Origin of the sequence: Psychroserpens sp. Hel_I_66 (assembly GCF_000799465.1) — a bacterium.
GTDB lineage: Bacteria > Bacteroidota > Bacteroidia > Flavobacteriales > Flavobacteriaceae > Psychroserpens.
The window spans coordinates 1949157-1969397 of sequence record NZ_JUGU01000001.1; the positions used below are offsets into that span (position 1 = coordinate 1949157).

A 20241-nucleotide genomic window follows, 5' to 3' on the forward strand; every position below is an offset into this window, starting at 1 on the left:
TTAGAGGCTTTTTTTTGTTTGAATACGTAAAGTTGACTAACTTTAGAGTATGACAGATCGCATACAGCTAGATTTTTGCATTATCCATGTCTATGAGAATTATATGATTGTTACTGTAGATACAGGTGTTCATATAACTTCCCAACATAACAAAATACTCACCGAAATAGCTACATCTCATTTTATAAACACAAGATTTGTTTACATAACCCATAGAGTTAATTCTTACTCGGTAGATCCAGCAGTATATAAGGAAGTCTCAAAAATTGATAATCTGGCAGGCTTTTGCGTGGTTTCTAAAAACTTTATGGCTAAGAGTACCGCTCAAATAGAAAGACTCTTTTTGGATAAGCCATTTGAGATTTTTGATGGATTGACCGAAGCTATCTCTTGGGCAAAAAGTATCTCCAAATAAAATTTTCATTTCTTCGGAAATTTTAACATCCACCACATTTTATAATTAAGTCGACAGTATTTAGGGGAAATACCATTTCACATCAATGGATCTTCAAAAGAATACCCTTTGGTATTTCATTGGGAAATTTGTCATCCAGGCACATTTCAGTATAAAAAAATATAAACAAAAAAAAGGCAGCTATAAATAGCTGCCTTTAATATATACCCTTAGGGAAAATCCCTAATTATTTATCAATTACTTTTTACCAGAAGATACAATCTTCTTAGTAACAGAACCTTGACTTGTAGTTAACTTCACATAGAACATTTGACTTGAGTATCTAGATAAATCAAACGTTGATGTACCGTTAGATCCTGTAACATAGTTCTTGTTAGTTTCGCTAAAGACTTGTAAACCTTTAGTATCAAATAACTCGATAGTTACATCTGTATCAAACTCAAATGTGTAAGCAATGTTTACTTCATTATCAAATGGTACTGGGTAAGCAGTAAAATCTACAATAATATCTTCTTTCACATTATTTGCTTCAGTTGACATTCTTGCAATAGATTTGATGTTGTCGTTAGGTACAACATTCACTCCATCATTTGAAGATCTAAAGAATATATCATTATCAATTACCCAAGTATAAACTACATCACAAGTTGATTCATTGTCACAACTATCTGTAACTGTAAATGTTCTTGTTTTAGTGTATTCGGTAAAATCCAATCCTACAAATCCACAATCTACAAATATTGAATCACAGATACTGTTATCAATTGTCCAAGTTGAAGGATCACAATCTGGTGCATTATCCACTGATGGAGAATAGAACACTTCTACACCTTGACCTGAAGCATCTAATACTCCAAGGTACTCAGTCGTTGTCCATCTCAGATTTGCTGAATCATATTCAAGGGTGTATGAATTATTTGGTAACTCAGTACTGTACCCTATTCCATAAATCGCAAATCCGTCGTCATCAAAACCAGTTCTTTCAAAATCAAGAACAGCGAATATAGTACCATTTGTAATACAACCGATACTTATATTAGTTGACTCTCCAAAGAATTGCTCTGAGCTGTCAACATCTGTATAAGTTGAAGTTACACCATCACCATTATCATCTGTATAAGATACAGACTCTGCAAAGTTAGTTGGTGCTTCTAAAACTACGCCAAAGTTCACATCTTCTGGGCATTCCAATACTGGAGCTTCGTCTGTACAAGGTACAGGTATAGACCAAGTATAGGTCACATCGCAAGTCGCTGTATTATCACAACCATCGTTAGCAGTAAATGTACGTACTAAAGTAAAGTCTTCAGTAGCATTTCCACCACCTTCAAAACGAAGATCATCTAATATTATATAGTTGTTATCCGGACCAGTTGAATTGATATTAATTTGGTCAAAACCAGATGCGCTCTCGAAACCAACAAATGTTGATGTTTCTCCAACTGCGATGCTAAATGAATCTACTATAGTTCCATTATGTAAACATGATATAGTTATTTCAGCAACATCTTGTGGATTTGTAGCTACATAGAATCCTGCTCTATTAACCAAATTATCAAATGTAAAGTCAATTGAACCAAATTGAAAATCAACAGCATTCCAATTCGCCAAGCCATGAGTAGGAGAATTAAAGTAACTAGCTGGCGTATTTCCAGAATTAACAGGATGTAAGATAAAATTACCGTCAGAAGATGATATTGTAACACCTTCAGACTGATACTCTGTTCCATCAATATTTACATAAGCAGTATCATCAGAACTTTGATCATCAAAATTGATAAAAGATTCAGTTCCACTAAAGTCTGCTTCACTAGTTAACATTCTGTTTACAAATCCTCCACCCTCATTAATCACAGATGTCAATTCATCTGAGAAGTCTTGAGTTTGACCGTCTGCTTGACAGTTATCAGTGTAAGGTGCTTTATCAGCAAATCCTGTTGGTGTAGCATCTACGATACCATAGTCAACATCTTCTGGGCACTCTATTACTGGTGCAGTATCATCTACAATGATAAATGTACAAGTAAATGGTTCAGATACGTTTTCACAGTTATCTTCAACTTCAAAAGTCACTGTTAATGTTGTAGAACAATCATCTCCAGTCATACCTTTTTCTGTTACTCTGTAAGTTAACTCACTTACATCTGCACAATTATCTGTAAAACATGGTACTAAAGTACCGTTCATATCTGCGATAGTTACACCTGCTACAGACCATGAGTTATCATCTGCTGAAATTTCATCTCCTACTTCTAGAGAGATTGAAGCTTCTGCTGGACAAGTTGCACCCATTTCTGTAGTGATTGTCATAACTTCATTATCACAAGCACCTGTTGGTTGAGGAGCTGAGTCATCACCACCTTGGTAGTTTACTTTAACTAGATCTGCCATGTTGCCACAAGCATCTTTAGCTGAATACTCAAATACTCTTATCCACTCACAGTCTGTACCGTAAGTTTTCTCAATCTTAGTAACAGTTACTTCACCACAGTTATCTACATAGAGCGCTGCAATTTCTTCTTCAGTAGGCTCACCTAAATCTGAATCAATACACAAGTCTAAAGTATTTTGACCCATTGGTAATTCTCCTTCTAAAGTTGGAGCCATTGTATCTGCACCACTGTTTACGATTACTACGTTATCTGCAAAGTTATCACAAGCATCAACGATAGTATATGTATATGTTGCAGTCCAACCACAATCATCACCTACAATTACAGGCTCTAAAGGAGTCACTGTAACAGTACCACAGTTATCAGTGTATGCAGCTTCTATATCCGCTAATGCCGGAGCACCTGGATTTTCACTTAAACACTGTAACCCTGTAACACCTTCTGGTAATGTTCCTGTTAACATAGGAGCAGATTGATCACCACCGTTATAGAATACTTTAACTGGACTAGCAAAGTTTCCACAATCATCTTGGATTTCATATCTGTACATTACTGCCCAATGGCAATCATCTTCTTGAGGAGCTGAAACTGTTTTAGTAACATTTACGTTACCACAGTTATCTGCAAATAAAGCAGCAATTTCTGCTTCAGTTGGTCCCTCTGGACGATTATCAAAACATAAATCTAAATTAGATTCACCTTGAGGTAACTCTCCTACTAACATAGGTGCAGTTTCATCAATTACAGTAATTGTTTGAGTTGCTGTGATTGTTCTTCCGCAGTCATCAGTGTACGTAAAGTTTACGTTGAAAGTTCCACAACTTCCTTCGAAAGCTTCAGCTTCACCTTGAACTGATCCTGAAATATCACAAGCTTCTGTTCCTCCATTTGTATATGATAAGAATTCTGCTTCATAAGATGCTAAATCTTCACATGCAATAGATGCATCTTCGATTTCATCAAACGTTGCTGCTGGAGCTTCTTCTACTGTAATTGTTTGTGTAGCAGTAATTGTTCTATCACAATTATCTGTATACGTCCAATTAACAATAATAGTTCCACCACACTCAGTATAATCTGGCGTTGCTTCTCCTTGAATCTCTCCTGCGATTAAACACGCTTCGTTTTCAGCATTGTTTGAATAAGATAATGTACCTGCTTCAAATGAATTTGCTTCCTCACATGAGATAGTCATGTCATCTACTCCATCAAATACTGCTGCATCTGCTGGTAACACTGTAATCTCTTTCTTAGCTGTGATTGTTCTGTCACAATCATCAGTATAAGTCCAATCTACAAATAACGTTCCTCCACATTCATCGTAAGTTCCGCCAAGTTGTCCTTCTACCGATCCTTCTATCAAGCATGCCTCTGTTGAAGCTCCGTTTGTATAGGATAAAGAATCTGCTGTAAATGATGCTGCTTCCTCACATGAGATTGTCATGTTTTCCACACCCTCAAATACTGGCGCATCAGCTGGCTCAACTGTAATAGTTTTGCTAGCAGTGATTGTTCTATCACAAGCATCTGTATAAGTCCAGTTTACAGTAAGCTCTCCTCCACACTCTGTGTAAGATCCACTTAACTCTCCTGGTACCGATCCTGAGATTTCACATGCTCCAGTTCCTTCGTTAGAATAGTTTAGCAACATACCACCTCCAACTGTGAAGTTAGTTACAGATAATGTACCTGCTCCTAATATTCCATCTGTAGTTGATACTCCAAATCCTATTACATCTCCTGCAACACAATTCACAGATATAGTTCCTGAATCATTATCATCTGCTAACTCAATCGCCAATACACCATTCACATAGAATCCTGCATCATATCCAGCTCCGAAAGCATCTGTTGCGTTGAATGACCAGTCAAAGCTATAAGCTCCACTCTCTGGACAAGTTGCTGTTGCGATAACATCATCCGAAGATCCATTATCACTACCTGTAACTGTCATTAGAGTTTCAGTAATGCTTACACTACCATCTGTAGCTCCTGTATCTATAGTCCAATTTGCAGGAGCAAAATCTCCAACAAATCCTACAGTAGCAAAAGAACCTACAATTGCTGCAGCTTCATCACATGACACTGTCATGTCCTCAACCGTATCAAATTGTGCCATTGGTGCTGGCTCAACTGTAATAGTCTGGCTCGCCTCAATAGTTCTTTGACATGCATCTGTGTAAGTATAGCTTACTATGATGGTTCCTCCACACTCAGTGTAATCTGGTGTAGCCTCTCCTTGAACTTCTCCTGCGATTAGGCAAGTTTCGTTCTCTGCGTTATTAGTATAAGCCAATGTACCTGCTGCAAATGAATTAGCATCCTCACATGAAATTGTCATGTCTTCTACTTCGTCAAATACTGGTGCAATTGCTGGCTCAACTGTTACACTTTGTTGTGCTTCGATTGTGTTTCCACATACATCTGTATATGTAAAATCTACGATCAACTTACCACCACACTCTGTGTAACTTCCAGATAGCTCTCCTTGAACTTCTCCAGAGATTAAACATGATGGATTCTCTGCATCATTTGAATAGCTTAATGTACCTGCTGTAAATGATCCCGCTTCCTCACATGAGATTGTCGTGTCTTCTACTTCGTCAAATACTGGTGCATCTGCTGGTGACACAGTGATTGTTTTTCTAGCTTCGATTGTGTTTCCACAATCATCAGTATAAGTATAATCTACAAATAATGTTCCTCCACAAGCATCGTAATCTCCAGATAGTTCTCCTAGAACAGATCCTTCAATTAAACATGCTGGATTCTCTGCATTGTTAGTGTATCCTAATGGAGTCACCTCATATTGGTTTGCCAATTCACAAGTTATTGTAATATCCTGTACATCGTTAAACTCTGGTGCATCTGCTGGTAATACTGTAACCAATTTCTTAGCTGTAATTGTGTTACCACAAGCATCAGTATATGTATAGCTTACTTCAAATTCACCACCACATGCATTGTATTCTGGTGTAGCTTCTCCTTGAACTTCTCCTGCGATTAAGCACGCTTCGTTTTCAGCATTATTTGAATAAGATAATGTACCTGCTTCAAATGAACCTGCTTCCTCACATGAGATTGTCATGTCTTCTACATCGTCAAATACTGGTGCATCTGCTGGTAATACTGTAACCTCTTTCTTAGCTGAGATTGTTCTGTCACAATCGTCAGTATAAGTCCAAGTTACTGCAATAATACCTCCACACTCAGTATAATCTGGTGTAGCTTCACCTTCTACTGATCCTTCGATCAAGCATGCCTCTGTTGAAGCTCCGTTTGTATAGGATAAAGAACCTGCTGTAAATGATGCTGCTTCCTCACATGAGATTGTCATGTTTTCCACTTCCTCAAATACAGGTGCATCTGCTGGCTCAACTTTAATAGCCTTGCTAGCGGTGATTGTTCTGTCACAAGCATCTGTATAAGTCCAGTTTACAGTAAGCTCTCCTCCACACTCTGTGTAAGATCCACTTAACTCTCCTGGTACCGATCCTGAGATTAAACACGCTTCGTTTAAAGCTCCGTTAGTGTAAAATAAAGAACTAGCTACAAATGAATTTGCTTCTTCACATGAAATCGTCATGTCCTCAACTCCATCAAATTGTGCCATTGGCGCTGGCTCAACTGTAATAGTCTGGCTCGCCTCAATAGTTCTTTGACATGCATCTGTGTAAGTATAGCTTACTATGATAGTTCCACCACACTCACTGTAATCTGGTGTAGCCTCTCCTTGAACTTCTCCTGCGATTAGGCAAGCTTCGTTCTCTGCATTATTAGTATAAGCCAATGTACCTGCTGTAAATGATCCCGCTTCCTCACATGAGATTGTCATGTCCTCTACTTCGCCAAATACTGCTGCATCTGCTGGCAATACTGTTACGCTCTGTTGTGCTTCGATTGTGTTTCCACATGCATCTGTATATGTATAGTCTACAGTAATGGTTCCTCCACACTCAGAATAATCTGGTGTAGCTTCACCTTGAACTTCTCCTGCGATTAAGCAAACTTCGTTCTCTGCGTTATTTGAATAGCTTAATGTACCTGCTGTAAATGATCCAGCTTCCTCACATGATATTGTCATGTCTTCAACTTCGTCAAATACTGGTGCATCTGCTGGCAATACTGTTACCAGTTTCTTAGCTGTGATTGTGTTTCCACAAGCATCAGTATACGTGTAGCTTACTTCAAATTCGCCACCACATACATTATATACCGGTGTAGCCTCTCCTTGAACTGATCCTTCGATCAAACAAGATGCATTTTCAGCATTGTTTGAGTAACCTAATGAACCTGCTTCAAATGATCCCGCTTCTTCACATGAGATTGTCATGTTCTCCACTTCGTCAAATACTGGCGTTTCAGCTGGATTAACTTTTATTTGCTGTCTTTCAGAAATAGTGTTTCCACATTCATCTGTATAAGTCCAGTCAATAAATAAAAGTCCTCCACATACACCATACTCTCCAGACAATTCACCTTGAACTTCTCCAGCAATTAAACAATCTTCACTTTGTGAGTTGTTAGAATATGCTAAAGAACCTACTACAATTGATCCAGCTTCTTCACATGAAACAGAGATATTTTCTACTTCGTCAAATACTGGTGCATCTGCTGGTAATACTGTTACCAATTTCGTTGCTGTAATTGTGTTTCCACATAAATCAGTATACGTATAGCTTACTTCAAACTCACCACCACAAGCATTGTACTCTGGTGTAGCCTCGCCCTGAACTGATCCTTCGATCAGACAAGCTTCGTTTTCTGCTCCATTTGAGTAACCTAATGAACCTGCTGTAAATGATCCAGCTTCCTCACATGAGATTGTCATGTCCTCTACTTCGTCAAATACCGGTGCATCTGCTGGTAATACTGTTACCAGTTTCTTAGCTGTGATTGTGTTTCCACACAAATCAGTATAGGTATAGCTTACTTCAAACTCACCACCACAAGCATTGTACTCTGGTGTAGCCTCACCCTGAACTGATCCTTCGATCAAACAAGCTTCGTTTTCAGCATTGTTTGAATAAGATAAAGATCCTGCTTCAAATGATCCCGCTTCCTCACATGAGATTGTCATGTCCTCTACTTCATCGAATACCGGTGCATCTGCTGGTAAAACTGTTACTAATTTCGTTGCTGTAATTGTGTTTCCACATAAATCAGTATACGTATAGCTTACTTCAAATTCACCACCACAAGCATTGTACTCTGGTGTAGCCTCACCCTGAACTGATCCTTCGATCAAACAAGCTTCGTTTTCAGCATTGTTTGAATAAGATAAAGATCCTGCTTCAAATGATCCCGCTTCTTCACATGAGATTGTCAGGTCTTCTACTTCATCAAATACTGGCGCGTCTGCTGGTAAAACAGTAAGTGTCTTTCTAGCTTCGATTGTGTTACCACAAGCATCAGTATATGAGTAATCCACAAATAATGATCCTCCACATGCATCATAATCTGAAGTTAGTTCTCCTTGAACTGATCCCTCGATTAAACATGCTTCGTTTTCTGCATTATTTGAGTAACCTAATGGGCTTACCTCATATTGATTAGCTAGCTCACAAGTTATTGTTATGTCTTGAATTTCATCAAATACTGGCGCGTCTGCTGGTAATACTGTTACCAATTTCGTTGCTGTAATTGTGTTTCCACATAAATCAGTATAGGTATAGCTTACTTCAAATTCACCACCACAAGCATTGTACTCTGGTGTAGCCTCGCCCTGAACTGATCCAGAGATTAGACATGCTTCGTTTTCTGCTCCATTTGAGTAACCTAATGTACCTGCTTCAAATGATCCAGCTTCCTCACATGAGATTGTCATGTCCTCTACTTCGTCAAATACCGGTGCATCTGCTGGCAATACTGTTACCAGTTTCTTAGCTGTGATTGTGTTTCCACATAAATCAGTATAGGTATAGCTCACTTCAAACTCACCACCACAAGCATTGTACTCTGGTGTAGCCTCGCCCTGAACTGATCCTTCGATCAGACAAGCTTCGCTTTCTGCTCCATTTGAGTAACCTAATGAACCTGCTGTAAATGATCCCGCTTCCTCACATGAGATTGTCATGTTCTCCACTTCGTCAAATACTGGTGCATCTGCTGGTAATACTGTTACCAATTTCGTTGCTGTAATTGTGTTTCCACATAAATCAGTATACGTATAGCTTACTTCAAATTCACCACCACAAGCATTGTACTCTGGTGTAGCCTCGCCCTGAACTGATCCAGAGATTAGACATGCTTCGCTTTCTGCTCCATTTGAGTAACCTAATGAACCTGCTGTAAATGATCCCGCTTCCTCACATGAGATTGTCATGTCCTCTACTTCGTCAAATACCGGTGCATCTGCTGGCAATACTGTTACCAGTTTCTTAGCTGTGATTGTGTTTCCACACAAATCAGTATAGGTATAGCTTACTTCAAACTCACCACCACAAGCATTGTACTCTGGTGTAGCCTCGCCCTGAACTGATCCTTCGATCAGACAAGCTTCGCTTTCTGCTCCATTTGAGTAACCTAATGAACCTGCTATAAATGATCCCGCTTCCTCACATGAGATTGTCATGTTCTCCACTTCGTCAAATACTGGTGCATCTGCTGGTAATACTGTTACCAATTTCGTTGCTGTAATTGTGTTTCCACATAAATCAGTATAGGTATAGCTTACTTCAAATTCACCACCACAAGCATTGTACTCTGGTGTAGCCTCGCCCTGAACTGATCCAGAGATTAGACATGCTTCGTTTTCTGCTCCATTTGAGTAACCTAATGAACCTGCTGTAAATGATCCCGCTTCCTCACATGAGATTGTCATGTCCTCTACTTCGTCAAATACCGGTGCATCTGCTGGTAATACTGTTACCAGTTTCTTAGCTGTGATTGTGTTTCCACACAAATCAGTATAGGTATAGCTTACTTCAAACTCACCACCACAAGCATTGTACTCTGGTGTAGCCTCGCCCTGAACTGATCCTTCGATCAAACAAGCTTCGCTTTCTGCTCCATTTGAGTAACCTAATGAACCTGCTGTAAATGATCCAGCTTCCTCACATGAGATTGTCATGTTCTCCACTTCGTCAAATACTGGTGCATCTGCTGGTAATACTGTTACCAATTTCGTTGCTGTAATTGTGTTTCCACATAAATCAGTATAGGTATAGCTTACTTCAAATTCACCACCACAAGCATTGTACTCTGGTGTAGCCTCGCCCTGAACTGATCCAGAGATTAGACATGCTTCGTTTTCTGCTCCATTTGAGTAACCTAATGTACCTGCTTCAAATGATCCAGCTTCCTCACATGAGATTGTCATGTCCTCTACTTCGTCAAATACCGGTGCATCTGCTGGTAATACTGTTACCAGTTTCTTAGCTGTGATTGTGTTTCCACATAAATCAGTATAGGTATAGCTTACTTCAAATTCACCACCACAAGCATTGTACTCTGGTGTAGCCTCGCCCTGAACTGATCCTTCGATCAGACAAGCTTCGCTTTCTGCTCCATTTAAGTAACCTAATGAACCTGCTGTAAATGATCCCGCTTCCTCACATGAGATTGTCATGTTCTCCACTTCGTCAAATACTGGTGCATCTGCTGGTAATACTGTTACCAGTTTCGTTGCTGTAATTGTGTTTCCACATAAATCAGTATAGGTATAGCTTACTTCAAATTCACCACCACAAGCATTGTACTCTGGTGTAGCCTCGCCCTGAACTGATCCTTCGATCAGACAAGCTTCGCTTTCTGCTCCATTTGAGTAACCTAATGAACCTGCTGTAAATGATCCCGCTTCCTCACATGAGATTGTCATGTCCTCTACTTCGTCAAATACCGGTGCATCTGCTGGCAATACTGTTACCAGTTTCTTAGCTGTGATTGTGTTTCCACATAAATCAGTATAGGTATAGCTTACTTCAAACTCACCACCACAAGCATTGTACTCTGGTGTAGCCTCGCCCTGAACTGATCCTTCGATCAGACAAGCTTCGTTTTCTGCTCCATTTGAGTAACCTAATGTACCTGCTTCAAATGATCCAGCTTCCTCACATGAGATTGTCATGTTCTCCATTTCGTCAAATATAGGTGCATCAGCAGGATCAACCGTAATAAAAAATGGACCTGCACTTAATGGACGATCACAAGAATCAACACCATTATAATTTACAGTGATTGTTCCTCCACAAGCTGTATATTCAATATTAACTTCTGCTTCGATTGAACCAGAAACAGAACAAAGACCCTGAGATACTCCGTTATCGTAAGTAGCTTCAGGTACTATATATCCAGCTGCATCAGCACATGAAATACTTGATGGCAATTCTGGCGTGTTTATAGTTGATTCCGGTGTAGGTAAAACAGTGATTATCTGAACATCTGAATCTGTGTAACCACAATTATCGGTTACAGAGTATGTTCTTGTAATTACTCCACCTAAACACGAATCGACCGTACTTGGACTATCAGAAACTATAATTTCTAGATCATCAGCACAATTATCAACAGCATTTACATTTTTCGTATCTGGTGTAGGAACTAAATCTACACAACTAACAGTAATATCTTCAGGCACATCATTTAATTGAGGCGCTTCACTATCTCCACCGCTGTAGTATACTGTTATTGAGTCAGCAAAGTTACCACAATCATCTTGAATAGTATATGTATATTGTGCCATCCATTTGCAATCACTACCTTTTGAATAACCCGTTTTAACAACATTTACATTTCCGCAGTTGTCTTCAAACAAAGCAGCAATATCTTCTTCTGTTGGCCCTTGAGCTTTTTCAGAAAAACATAAATTCAAACCTGTTTGACCTGATGGTAGTTCAGCATTTTTATTTAGAGATGGTGCTTCTGTATCTCCACCACTATAAATAATATCCAATTCAGTTGCCATGTTTCCACATGCATCTTGTATAGTAAATTTGTATGTTACAATCCACTCACAGTCATTCCCAGAAGGCGTACCAAATTTATTAACAATTACATCGCTGCAATTATCTGAGTACAAAGCTCCTATATCACTTATAGAAGGACCTGCAGGAATATCGTCAAAACATAAATTAAGGTTTTGACCTCCAGAAGGAACTTCTGCTCCTTCATTTAACATTGGCGCAGAAATATCACCTCCAACGTAGGAAATTTTTATTTCTTCTTCAAAATCTCCACATTTAATAAAATAGGTGTAATCAATATTCCAAGCACAATCGTCTCCTTCAATAAAGGAAGTTTTCGTGACTTGTGCGGTGAGATCACCACATTGATTAGTGTAAAGATTTGCCACATCCTCTTCTGACGGTCCAGGAGGTGCATCTTCTAGACATCGGTTGAAGAAAGTACTTCGAGCCGAGTCTTGTGCGAACACAGAACTTGTACTAAACGCAAAGAGCATGATTAAGACTAACGTCTTCATGCTTCTACTTTGTTTAGTCATAAGATCAATGCTACAACACGATAAATTCGTGATAGATTGCCAAATTTTGGCGCGTCCACCACTTCGGGTAAAATTGCTCATAAACATAACATTTGGTTTTAAATTAAAATTATTTTAACATTTATAATGACAATACAAGTATTGTCAGCAAAAGTGCAAATACAATATCTACACGTGAGCTTAAAATTAAATTTTGATGAAATGAATACACAAAACACCAAATTAGAATGATATCATTCTAAATCAATAAATGCTAATAATCAATTGTTGTGCTATTAAACAATTTTACGGTAAGAATAATAGATTATATTGCTATTATTTAATCTATTATTAAGTTGAAAATGAACATGATTCACCCCAACCTCGAATCAAAAATATGTTATAATAAACTTAACGCCAAATAAATTTATTCTTTTTTTTCATTATAAACAGTTTAACATTTTTTTATGTATTTAGTCGAATAACAAATCATTTTCTATGCTAAAATCATCGATAAAATGTACCGATTTTTTTATCAGAGAATAAAATACTTCATCTTCTTTTACAAAATGAACATCTTTATTGTAACTCTCTAAAAAAGAAATAATTAATCTTGAAGATATTAATGGCTTTCTAAAAAACATTGCTTGAGAAGCATTAAAAAGCTCTATGGCTAAAATACGCTGTACATTATTTACCAAATCTAGACATTGTACCGCTGCATTTGCACCCATACTTACATGATCTTCTTGGCCATTACTGGAAACTATACTGTCTATACTTGCAGGTGTTGCTAATTGCTTATTGGCGCTCACAATACTTGCAGCTGTATACTGCGGAATCATAAAGCCAGAGTTTAAACCTGGATTATCAACCAAAAACATAGGGAGACCCCTAAGTCCTGAGATAAGCTGGTAAATTCTTCTTTCAGAAATGTTACCTAACTCTGCCATTGCAATCTTCAAATAATCCAGAGCCAAGGCCAAAGGTTGACCGTGAAAATTGCCTCCAGAAATAATTTCATCCTCTTCAATGAATATATTTGGATTGTCTGTTACCGAATTGATTTCGGTCTTAAAAACTTTTCTAACAAATTCCAAGGTATCTTTTGTTGCACCATGAACTTGTGGCATACATCTATAAGAATATGGATCTTGAACGTGAGCTTTTTCTCGAGAAATCAACTCACTGCCCTCAAGAAATTCTCTAATTCGCTCTGCTGTTTTTATTTGTCCGTTATGTGGCCTAACCAAATGAACCAATGCATTAAAGGGCTCAATCCTTCCGTCGAAAGCATCAAGGGAAATACTCCCTATTAAATCTGCAAAGTAAGAAAGTTTGTATGATTTTATGAGCAAATGAATTCCGTAGGCACTCATAAACTGAGTCCCGTTAAGCAAAGCTAGACCCTCTTTAGATTTAAGTGTTATCGATTCATATCCAAATTTCTTCAAAACTTCTGAAGACTGATAAATTTCGCCATCATAAAAAACCTCCCCTTTGGAGATTAGAGGCAAAGCCAAATGTGCCAAGGGCGCTAAATCACCCGAAGCACCGAGCGAGCCTTGAGTATAGATTATTGGGAGAATATCGTTGTTGTAAAAATCTATCAATCGCTCTACAGTTTGTAATTGCACTCCACTATGCCCATAGCTCAATGACTGGATCTTTAAGAACAACATGAGCTTAACAATCTCGTTGGGAACTCTTTCACCAATACCACAAGCATGCGACATGACTAAATTTTCTTGGAGTTTTGTAAGATTTTCTTTTGTAATCTTCACATCGCAAAGCGAACCAAAACCGGTGTTTATTCCATAAATTGGCTGATCTTGATTTTTTATTTTCTCATCAAGGTAATTTCGGCAGTTTTCAATTTTTGTTTTTGAATCTTCGGAAAGTTTTAATTGCTTATGTTCTGTAACGATAGTATTGATTGTTGACAGGTCTAAAACTTCCGAGGAAATAATATGTATATGGCTCATGATCTTATTTTGCGTGTTCAAAATTCAGCAATACAAACATACTTTGCAACAAATGTTAATAATTATTAAAATATCAAGCAAAAACCTAATTATCTGTATTTTTGGCTACTAAAACAATTAAAAATTATGAAAAGATTATTTGTGGCTTTTTTAGCAATTTCAATTATTGCCTGTAATGAAAAGCCAAAAGTAGAGTACGCTATTGTAACTGGGAAAATTGAAAATTCGCAAGTCAAATTAGCTACGATTGATGGAGCTGATTTTAAAGCTGAAATCAATATCGAAGAAGATGGTACTTTTTTGGATACCATTCAAATTACCGAAAACAATTTCTATGCACTAACTATTGGCAGAGAATATACTCCACTGTACTTAATTAAGGGAGATAGTTTACACGTAGATGTAGATGCTACCAAATTTGATGAATCCTTAAAATATTCTGGCGAAGGTGCTGTAGAAAACAATTATTTGGCAGCAAAAATGCTCAATGAGAGTAAAGGCATTGAAAACCCGGTTGCGTTTTACTCAATGGAAGAAGCTGATTTTAAAACCAAAGTCAAAACCATTAAAAACACAAATAATTCTCTTTTAGTAAACTTGAATGATGCTGATGAAGATTTTATTTCTTCGGAAAAACAAAATCTAGTCTACGATGAATACAACATGCTTAATAACTACAAGCAGAGACATGGGTATTATACTAAAAAAGAAGATTTTAAAATATCTGAAGATTTCTTTCCAGCAGAATTAAAAGACATGGATTTTGACGATTCTAAAGCTTATAGATCATCAAACTCATACAAAAACATAGCTTTTGATAATTTATTAACTAAACTATTTGATACTATTGGCGATGACATTTCAAACGTCACTGTAGATCAATTGCAAATTATTGAAGAAGCTAAAATACCTGCATTAAAAAACGATGCAATTGACTATCTAAGCAGTTTTCTGGTAACACCGAGTAATCCTAATATGGCATCTGTTTATACCTATTTAAAAGATAATACAACTAAGGAGGAGACCAAGAAAAAACTGACTGAAACATTTGAGAAAAATAAAGATTTGGTAAAAGGAAAACCATCTCCTCAATTTGTCAATTATGAGAACCATAAAGGTGGCGAATTATCATTAGCAGACTTAAAAGGCAAATACGTTTATGTAGATGTTTGGGCAACTTGGTGCGGACCTTGCATTAAGGAAATACCCTCTTTAAAAGAAGTTGAAAAGAAATTTCATAATGAAAATATTGAGTTTGTTAGTATTTCTACTGATGATGGCAGAGGCTATAAAGGTCAAACAAATGAGGAAAAAGCTCTTTTAGCTAAAGAAGGCTGGAAAAATATGATCATGGACAAAGAATTAGGAGGCATTCAACTATATGCCGACAATGCTTTCAATTCATCTTTCATGAATGATTATCAAGTAAATTCGATACCTAGATTTATCTTAATAGACCCAAATGGAAACATCGTTAGCGCAGATGCACCAAGACCATCAGACCCTAAATTGGTAGAATTATTAGAAAGAGAGCTTAAAATGTAATTGTTTTATTTTAAAATATAAAAAACCACTTCAATGAAGTGGTTTTTTCTTTTGATAGATTATTTAAGTCTTATTATTTTTTATCGTCAGTTTTTGCTTCTTCAATTTGAGGTTGTTCTGGTTGTTTAAAAAGATCTACATACGCCTCTCCCAAAGCTTCGATAATATGACTTGCTATTAGGCTTTGATAGCCCAAGTCTTCAATAGCAAGATCTGCAGCTTTACCATGCAAATAAATACCAAAAACCGCAGCGGAAAGCGCTTCATAACCTTGGGAAATCAAACCTGTAATTACTCCAGTTAAAACATCACCCGTTCCAGCAGTTGCCATACCTGGATTCCCCGTAGTATTTACGTATATTTTATCGTTAAAAACGGTCATTGTATTTGCACCTTTTATCACTAAAACAATCTTGTACTTTTTCGTAAATGCCTTTGCTTTTTTAAGCTTATCAAAATCATCTTTCCATTTACCTATAAGCCTTTCTAATTCCTTTGGATGTGGCGTCAAAACAGATTGTTCTGGGAGCAGTTTTAAAAGTGATTTTTTCTTTGACAATATATTAAGCCCATCAGCATCAATTACCAATGGCACTTTATTGGATTTTAAAAAGTTTTCCAATGCTAAAACAGTATCACTCTCTGTTCCCATCCCGATTCCCAAACCAATTACTGTCGGGTCAATATCAAATTTAATATCTGAAATTAAATTTTCATTTTCATCTGTAATCACCATCGCTTCAGGGAAAGCGGTTTGCATAATTTGATAACCGCATTTTGGCACGTAAGCAGTTACTAAACCAGACCCAATAGATAATGCTGCTCTACTACAAAGTAAAACAGAACCCATTTTTCCGTAGCTACCACCAATAATTAAAGCGTGTCCAAAATCGCCTTTATGTGCAAATTTTTGACGTGGCTTGTAAATAGGCAGTACCTCGTTTTTTCCTATGAGTTCACTTTCGGTTTCTGTCTTAATCAAAAATTCCCTATCAATACCTATATCAACGACTTCCCATTGCACAGAAAACTTGGAGGTTTCAGGCAAAAAGAATATCAATTTTGGCGATTGAAAACTGAGTGTATAATTTGCCCACACCACTCCGTTCTCATCGTCTACTGCTCTATCTGTATAAACTCCAGAAGGCACATCTATTGCCAAAGTAAATGCCTCACTCTTTTTCAAATGCTGAAACAATGACTTCACCCAGTCATTTACAGGTCTATTTAATCCAATGCCAAACACAGCATCTATAATAATATCGTCTTTATGAATCTCGGGGAAATCTGCCTCACAGCCCAGCATGTCTGGCCACTTTTTAGTCGTCTGCTTTATAAGGTCATAATTGATCAAAAAATCCTTTGTACGTTTGTCACTACAATTTACGACATAGGTCTTTACATTATACCCATGAGTAATCAAATGTCTTGCAACAACCAAACCGTCACCTCCATTGTTTCCAATCCCACAAAACACATGAACTGGTACTTGCGCACCTTGCATTCTTACATGAAGCCAATTAAAAATTTGGATGCCAGCACGTTCCATCAGCTCAGTAGATGTTATATTTTGTTTTTTTGCTGTTAGCTTATCGCCTTCATAAATTTGTTCTTTAGAAAAAATCTTCATCTATTCAATTTATAATGTTTGCTATATTGCCAGTTTTTGTTGAAAAAAAGGTTAAATATTGAATTTAATTCTTTTAAACTGAAAAAAACGCAAAATAACTTTCTAAGTTTTTTTATTCCTGTAAAAATAATACATTTGAAATGTATAGTCTTAAAAAATGACAGACCTAACACAAACAACTTTTCAAATTAACATCTCTGAAATTATTGGGATGACTTTTTATGTAATTACCCTTAGGGGTTTCTAGTATTTTATCTTTCATACAAAAAATGTCTTATCATAAAGGACTTAGGTTATAAAATCACAAAATAAACATCTTATAATGAATGTTTTAAAATTTGGCGGAACATCTGTAGGATCTGCAAAAAACATAAATAAAGTTATTTCAATTCTTGGCAACTATGCCAGAGAGGATCGTGCTATTTGCGTAGTATCTGCGATTGGAGGCATTACCGATAAACTATTACATACTGCGGAATTAGCCCAAAACAAAAACCAAGACTACATTTCTAATTTCAATGAAATTTCAGAAATCCATCATGCCATTGTAGCAGAGTTGGTCCCTAATAAAAATGAAAATATAACAATCCATTTAAAGCAAAAATTACAAGAGCTAAAAGACCTTTTGGATGGTATTTATTTAATTAATGAGCTATCTCCAAAAACATCAGATAAGCTCGTCAGTTTTGGAGAAATCCTGTCTTCGTTTATTATTGCTGAAACGATGAAACATCGAAAGATGGATTGCGAAAGAAAAAATAGTCAGGAATTGATCGTTACAAATTCCAATTTCACAAAAGCTGAAGTCCAATACCAAAAGACCAACGAGAACATAAAGCGTTACTTTTCCGAAGCAAAACAACAAATAACCATTCTTCCAGGTTTTATCTCAAAATCGCATTTAGGAGAAATCACGACATTAGGAAGAGGAGGATCAGATTTTACCGCAGCTATCGTAGCTGCTGCCCTGCATGTTAAATCGCTGGAGATCTGGACAGACGTAAGTGGTATGTTTACCTCCAATCCAAAAATGGTAAAACAAGCATTCCCAATTAAGAATTTATCGTATCAAGAAGCGATGGAATTATCGCATTTTGGAGCAAAAGTGTTATATCCTCCAACGGTACAACCAGCATTGGATTTAAACATCCCAATACATATTAAAAACACATTAGATCCTGATGCCTACGGTACTAAAATATCCAATGACATAAGTGCAGATTCTGTGACACCCGTAAAAGGAATTTCTAACATTAACAATATTGCTCTATTAACGCTTCAAGGCAACGGTATGGTTGGCATACCAGGCTTTTCAAAACGTTTATTTGAAACGTTGGCACAAGAGAAAATCAATATCATTTTTATTACCCAGGCATCTTCAGAACATTCCATCTGTTTTGGGATTGATGAGAAAGATACCACTATTGCAAAATTTGCGATTGATACTACTTTTGAAAATGAGATTTCACTACATAAAATCGATCCCATTATTGTAGAAAAAGAGCTTTCTATAATTGCGCTAGTTGGCGATAAGATGAAAAGCCACCAAGGGATTAGCGGACGCATGTTTAGAACCCTCGGAAAAAACAATATTAATATAAGAGCGATTGCACAAGGTGCATCCGAAAGAAATATATCAGCAGTGATTGTAGAAAAAGATGTAAAAAAAGCCTTAAACGTACTGCACGAAAGGTTTTTTGAAGACAGAAACAAACAACTCAATGTGTTTATAACTGGAGTTGGAAACGTTGGCGAACGCCTCGTAGAGCAAATAAAACAGCAGAAAAAATATTTGAAAGACCAGTTGAAGATCAACCTTAAGGTTGTTGGATTATCAAATTCAAGAACCATGATTTTCAATGATAGAGGTTTATCATTAAAAGACTGGAAAACAGATTTAAAGGCTGGCGAAAAAGCAACTTTAGATGGATTTTTAGAACGCGCAAAAGAGTTTAATTTACGCAACAGTATTTTTGTTGACGTGACCGCAAACAAAGAGGTATCCAAATTATATGGAGACTATTTAAGACACAGTATCGCTGTAGTGGCCTGCAACAAAATTGCGTGCTCAAGCAGCTTCGAAAATTACAATGAGCTTAAGGAGTTGTCGTTGCAATATAACGCGCCTTTTCTTTTCGAAACCAACGTTGGCGCGGGATTACCAGTAATTGATACACTAAATAACCTAATTGCATCTGGTGATAAAATCACTTCTATACAAGCGGTTTTGTCTGGTAGTTTAAATTTTGTGTTCAATAATTTTGATGATACCGTCAAATTTCATGATGTTGTCAAACAAGCACAAAAAGAAGGCTATACAGAGCCAGATCCAAGAATTGATTTAAGCGGTGTTGATGTGGCTCGAAAAATACTTATTCTTGCTCGTGAAAGTGGGACTAAAATGAATTTAGAAGATATTGAAAACGATTCATTCTTGACTAAAGCAAATTTAGAAAGTAATTCGGTTGATGACTTTTACAAAACATTGATTGAAGATGAAGCTCATTTTCAAGACCTTTATGCCTCCGCAAAAGAAAATGATTGCCAGTTAAAATATGTGGCAGAATTTAATGACGGTAAAGCAAAAGTTGGACTTAAAGAAATCCCTCAAGGTCATCCCTTTTACAACCTTAAGGGCAAAGATAATATCGTCATGTTTTACTCACAACGTTATCCTGAGCAGCCAATGATCATTAAAGGTGCTGGAGCAGGTGCAGATGTTACCGCTTCAGGATTATTTGCAGATATTATTCGAGTGAGCAACAAATAAGCTAGCACTACTTACTAGAATAAACACAAAATGAAATATTTTTTCTTCGGAAAACCAAAACCAAACCATTTCGCATTCGCGA

General features: G+C 37.0%; 6 protein-coding genes. 3 read left to right on the plus strand and 3 right to left on the minus strand.

The features are described from left to right. Positions 1–49 precede the first annotated feature (49 nt). Entirely contained in the window at positions 50–415 is a 366-nt protein-coding gene (locus GQ40_RS08860; RefSeq protein ID WP_047547630.1) for a hypothetical protein, read from the plus strand. A 237-nt stretch (positions 416–652) separates the two neighbouring features. Here the strand turns inward: GQ40_RS08860 and GQ40_RS08865 are convergent, their stop codons facing one another. After that, the gene (locus GQ40_RS08865) at positions 653–12331 is read right to left on the minus strand and encodes a T9SS type A sorting domain-containing protein (protein WP_156115561.1); all 11679 of its coding nucleotides are present in this window, start codon (positions 12329–12331) and stop codon (positions 653–655) included. A gap of 371 nt (positions 12332–12702) precedes the next feature. Beyond that, positions 12703–14214 carry a histidine ammonia-lyase gene (gene hutH / locus GQ40_RS08870; protein WP_047547634.1) on the minus strand — a complete coding sequence of 504 codons (1512 nt, stop codon included), beginning with the start codon at positions 14212–14214 and terminating at the stop codon, positions 12703–12705. A 126-nt stretch (positions 14215–14340) separates the two neighbouring features. Here hutH and GQ40_RS08875 point away from each other — a divergent pair, with 126 nt between their 5' ends. Then, positions 14341–15759, plus strand: coding sequence for a TlpA family protein disulfide reductase (locus tag GQ40_RS08875; protein ID WP_047547636.1), 1419 nt, complete (start codon positions 14341–14343; stop codon positions 15757–15759). 73 nt (positions 15760–15832) lie between these two features. On the opposite strand, the gene GQ40_RS08880 is transcribed toward GQ40_RS08875, so the two are convergent. After that, the gene (locus GQ40_RS08880) at positions 15833–17389 is read right to left on the minus strand and encodes a bifunctional ADP-dependent NAD(P)H-hydrate dehydratase/NAD(P)H-hydrate epimerase (RefSeq protein WP_047547639.1); all 1557 of its coding nucleotides are present in this window, start codon (positions 17387–17389) and stop codon (positions 15833–15835) included. 322 nt (positions 17390–17711) lie between these two features. Here GQ40_RS08880 and thrA point away from each other — a divergent pair, with 322 nt between their 5' ends. Continuing rightward, positions 17712–20159 carry a bifunctional aspartate kinase/homoserine dehydrogenase I gene (thrA, locus tag GQ40_RS08885; protein WP_047547641.1) on the plus strand — a complete coding sequence of 816 codons (2448 nt, stop codon included), beginning with the start codon at positions 17712–17714 and terminating at the stop codon, positions 20157–20159. The last annotated feature ends 82 nt before the right edge of the window (positions 20160–20241 follow it).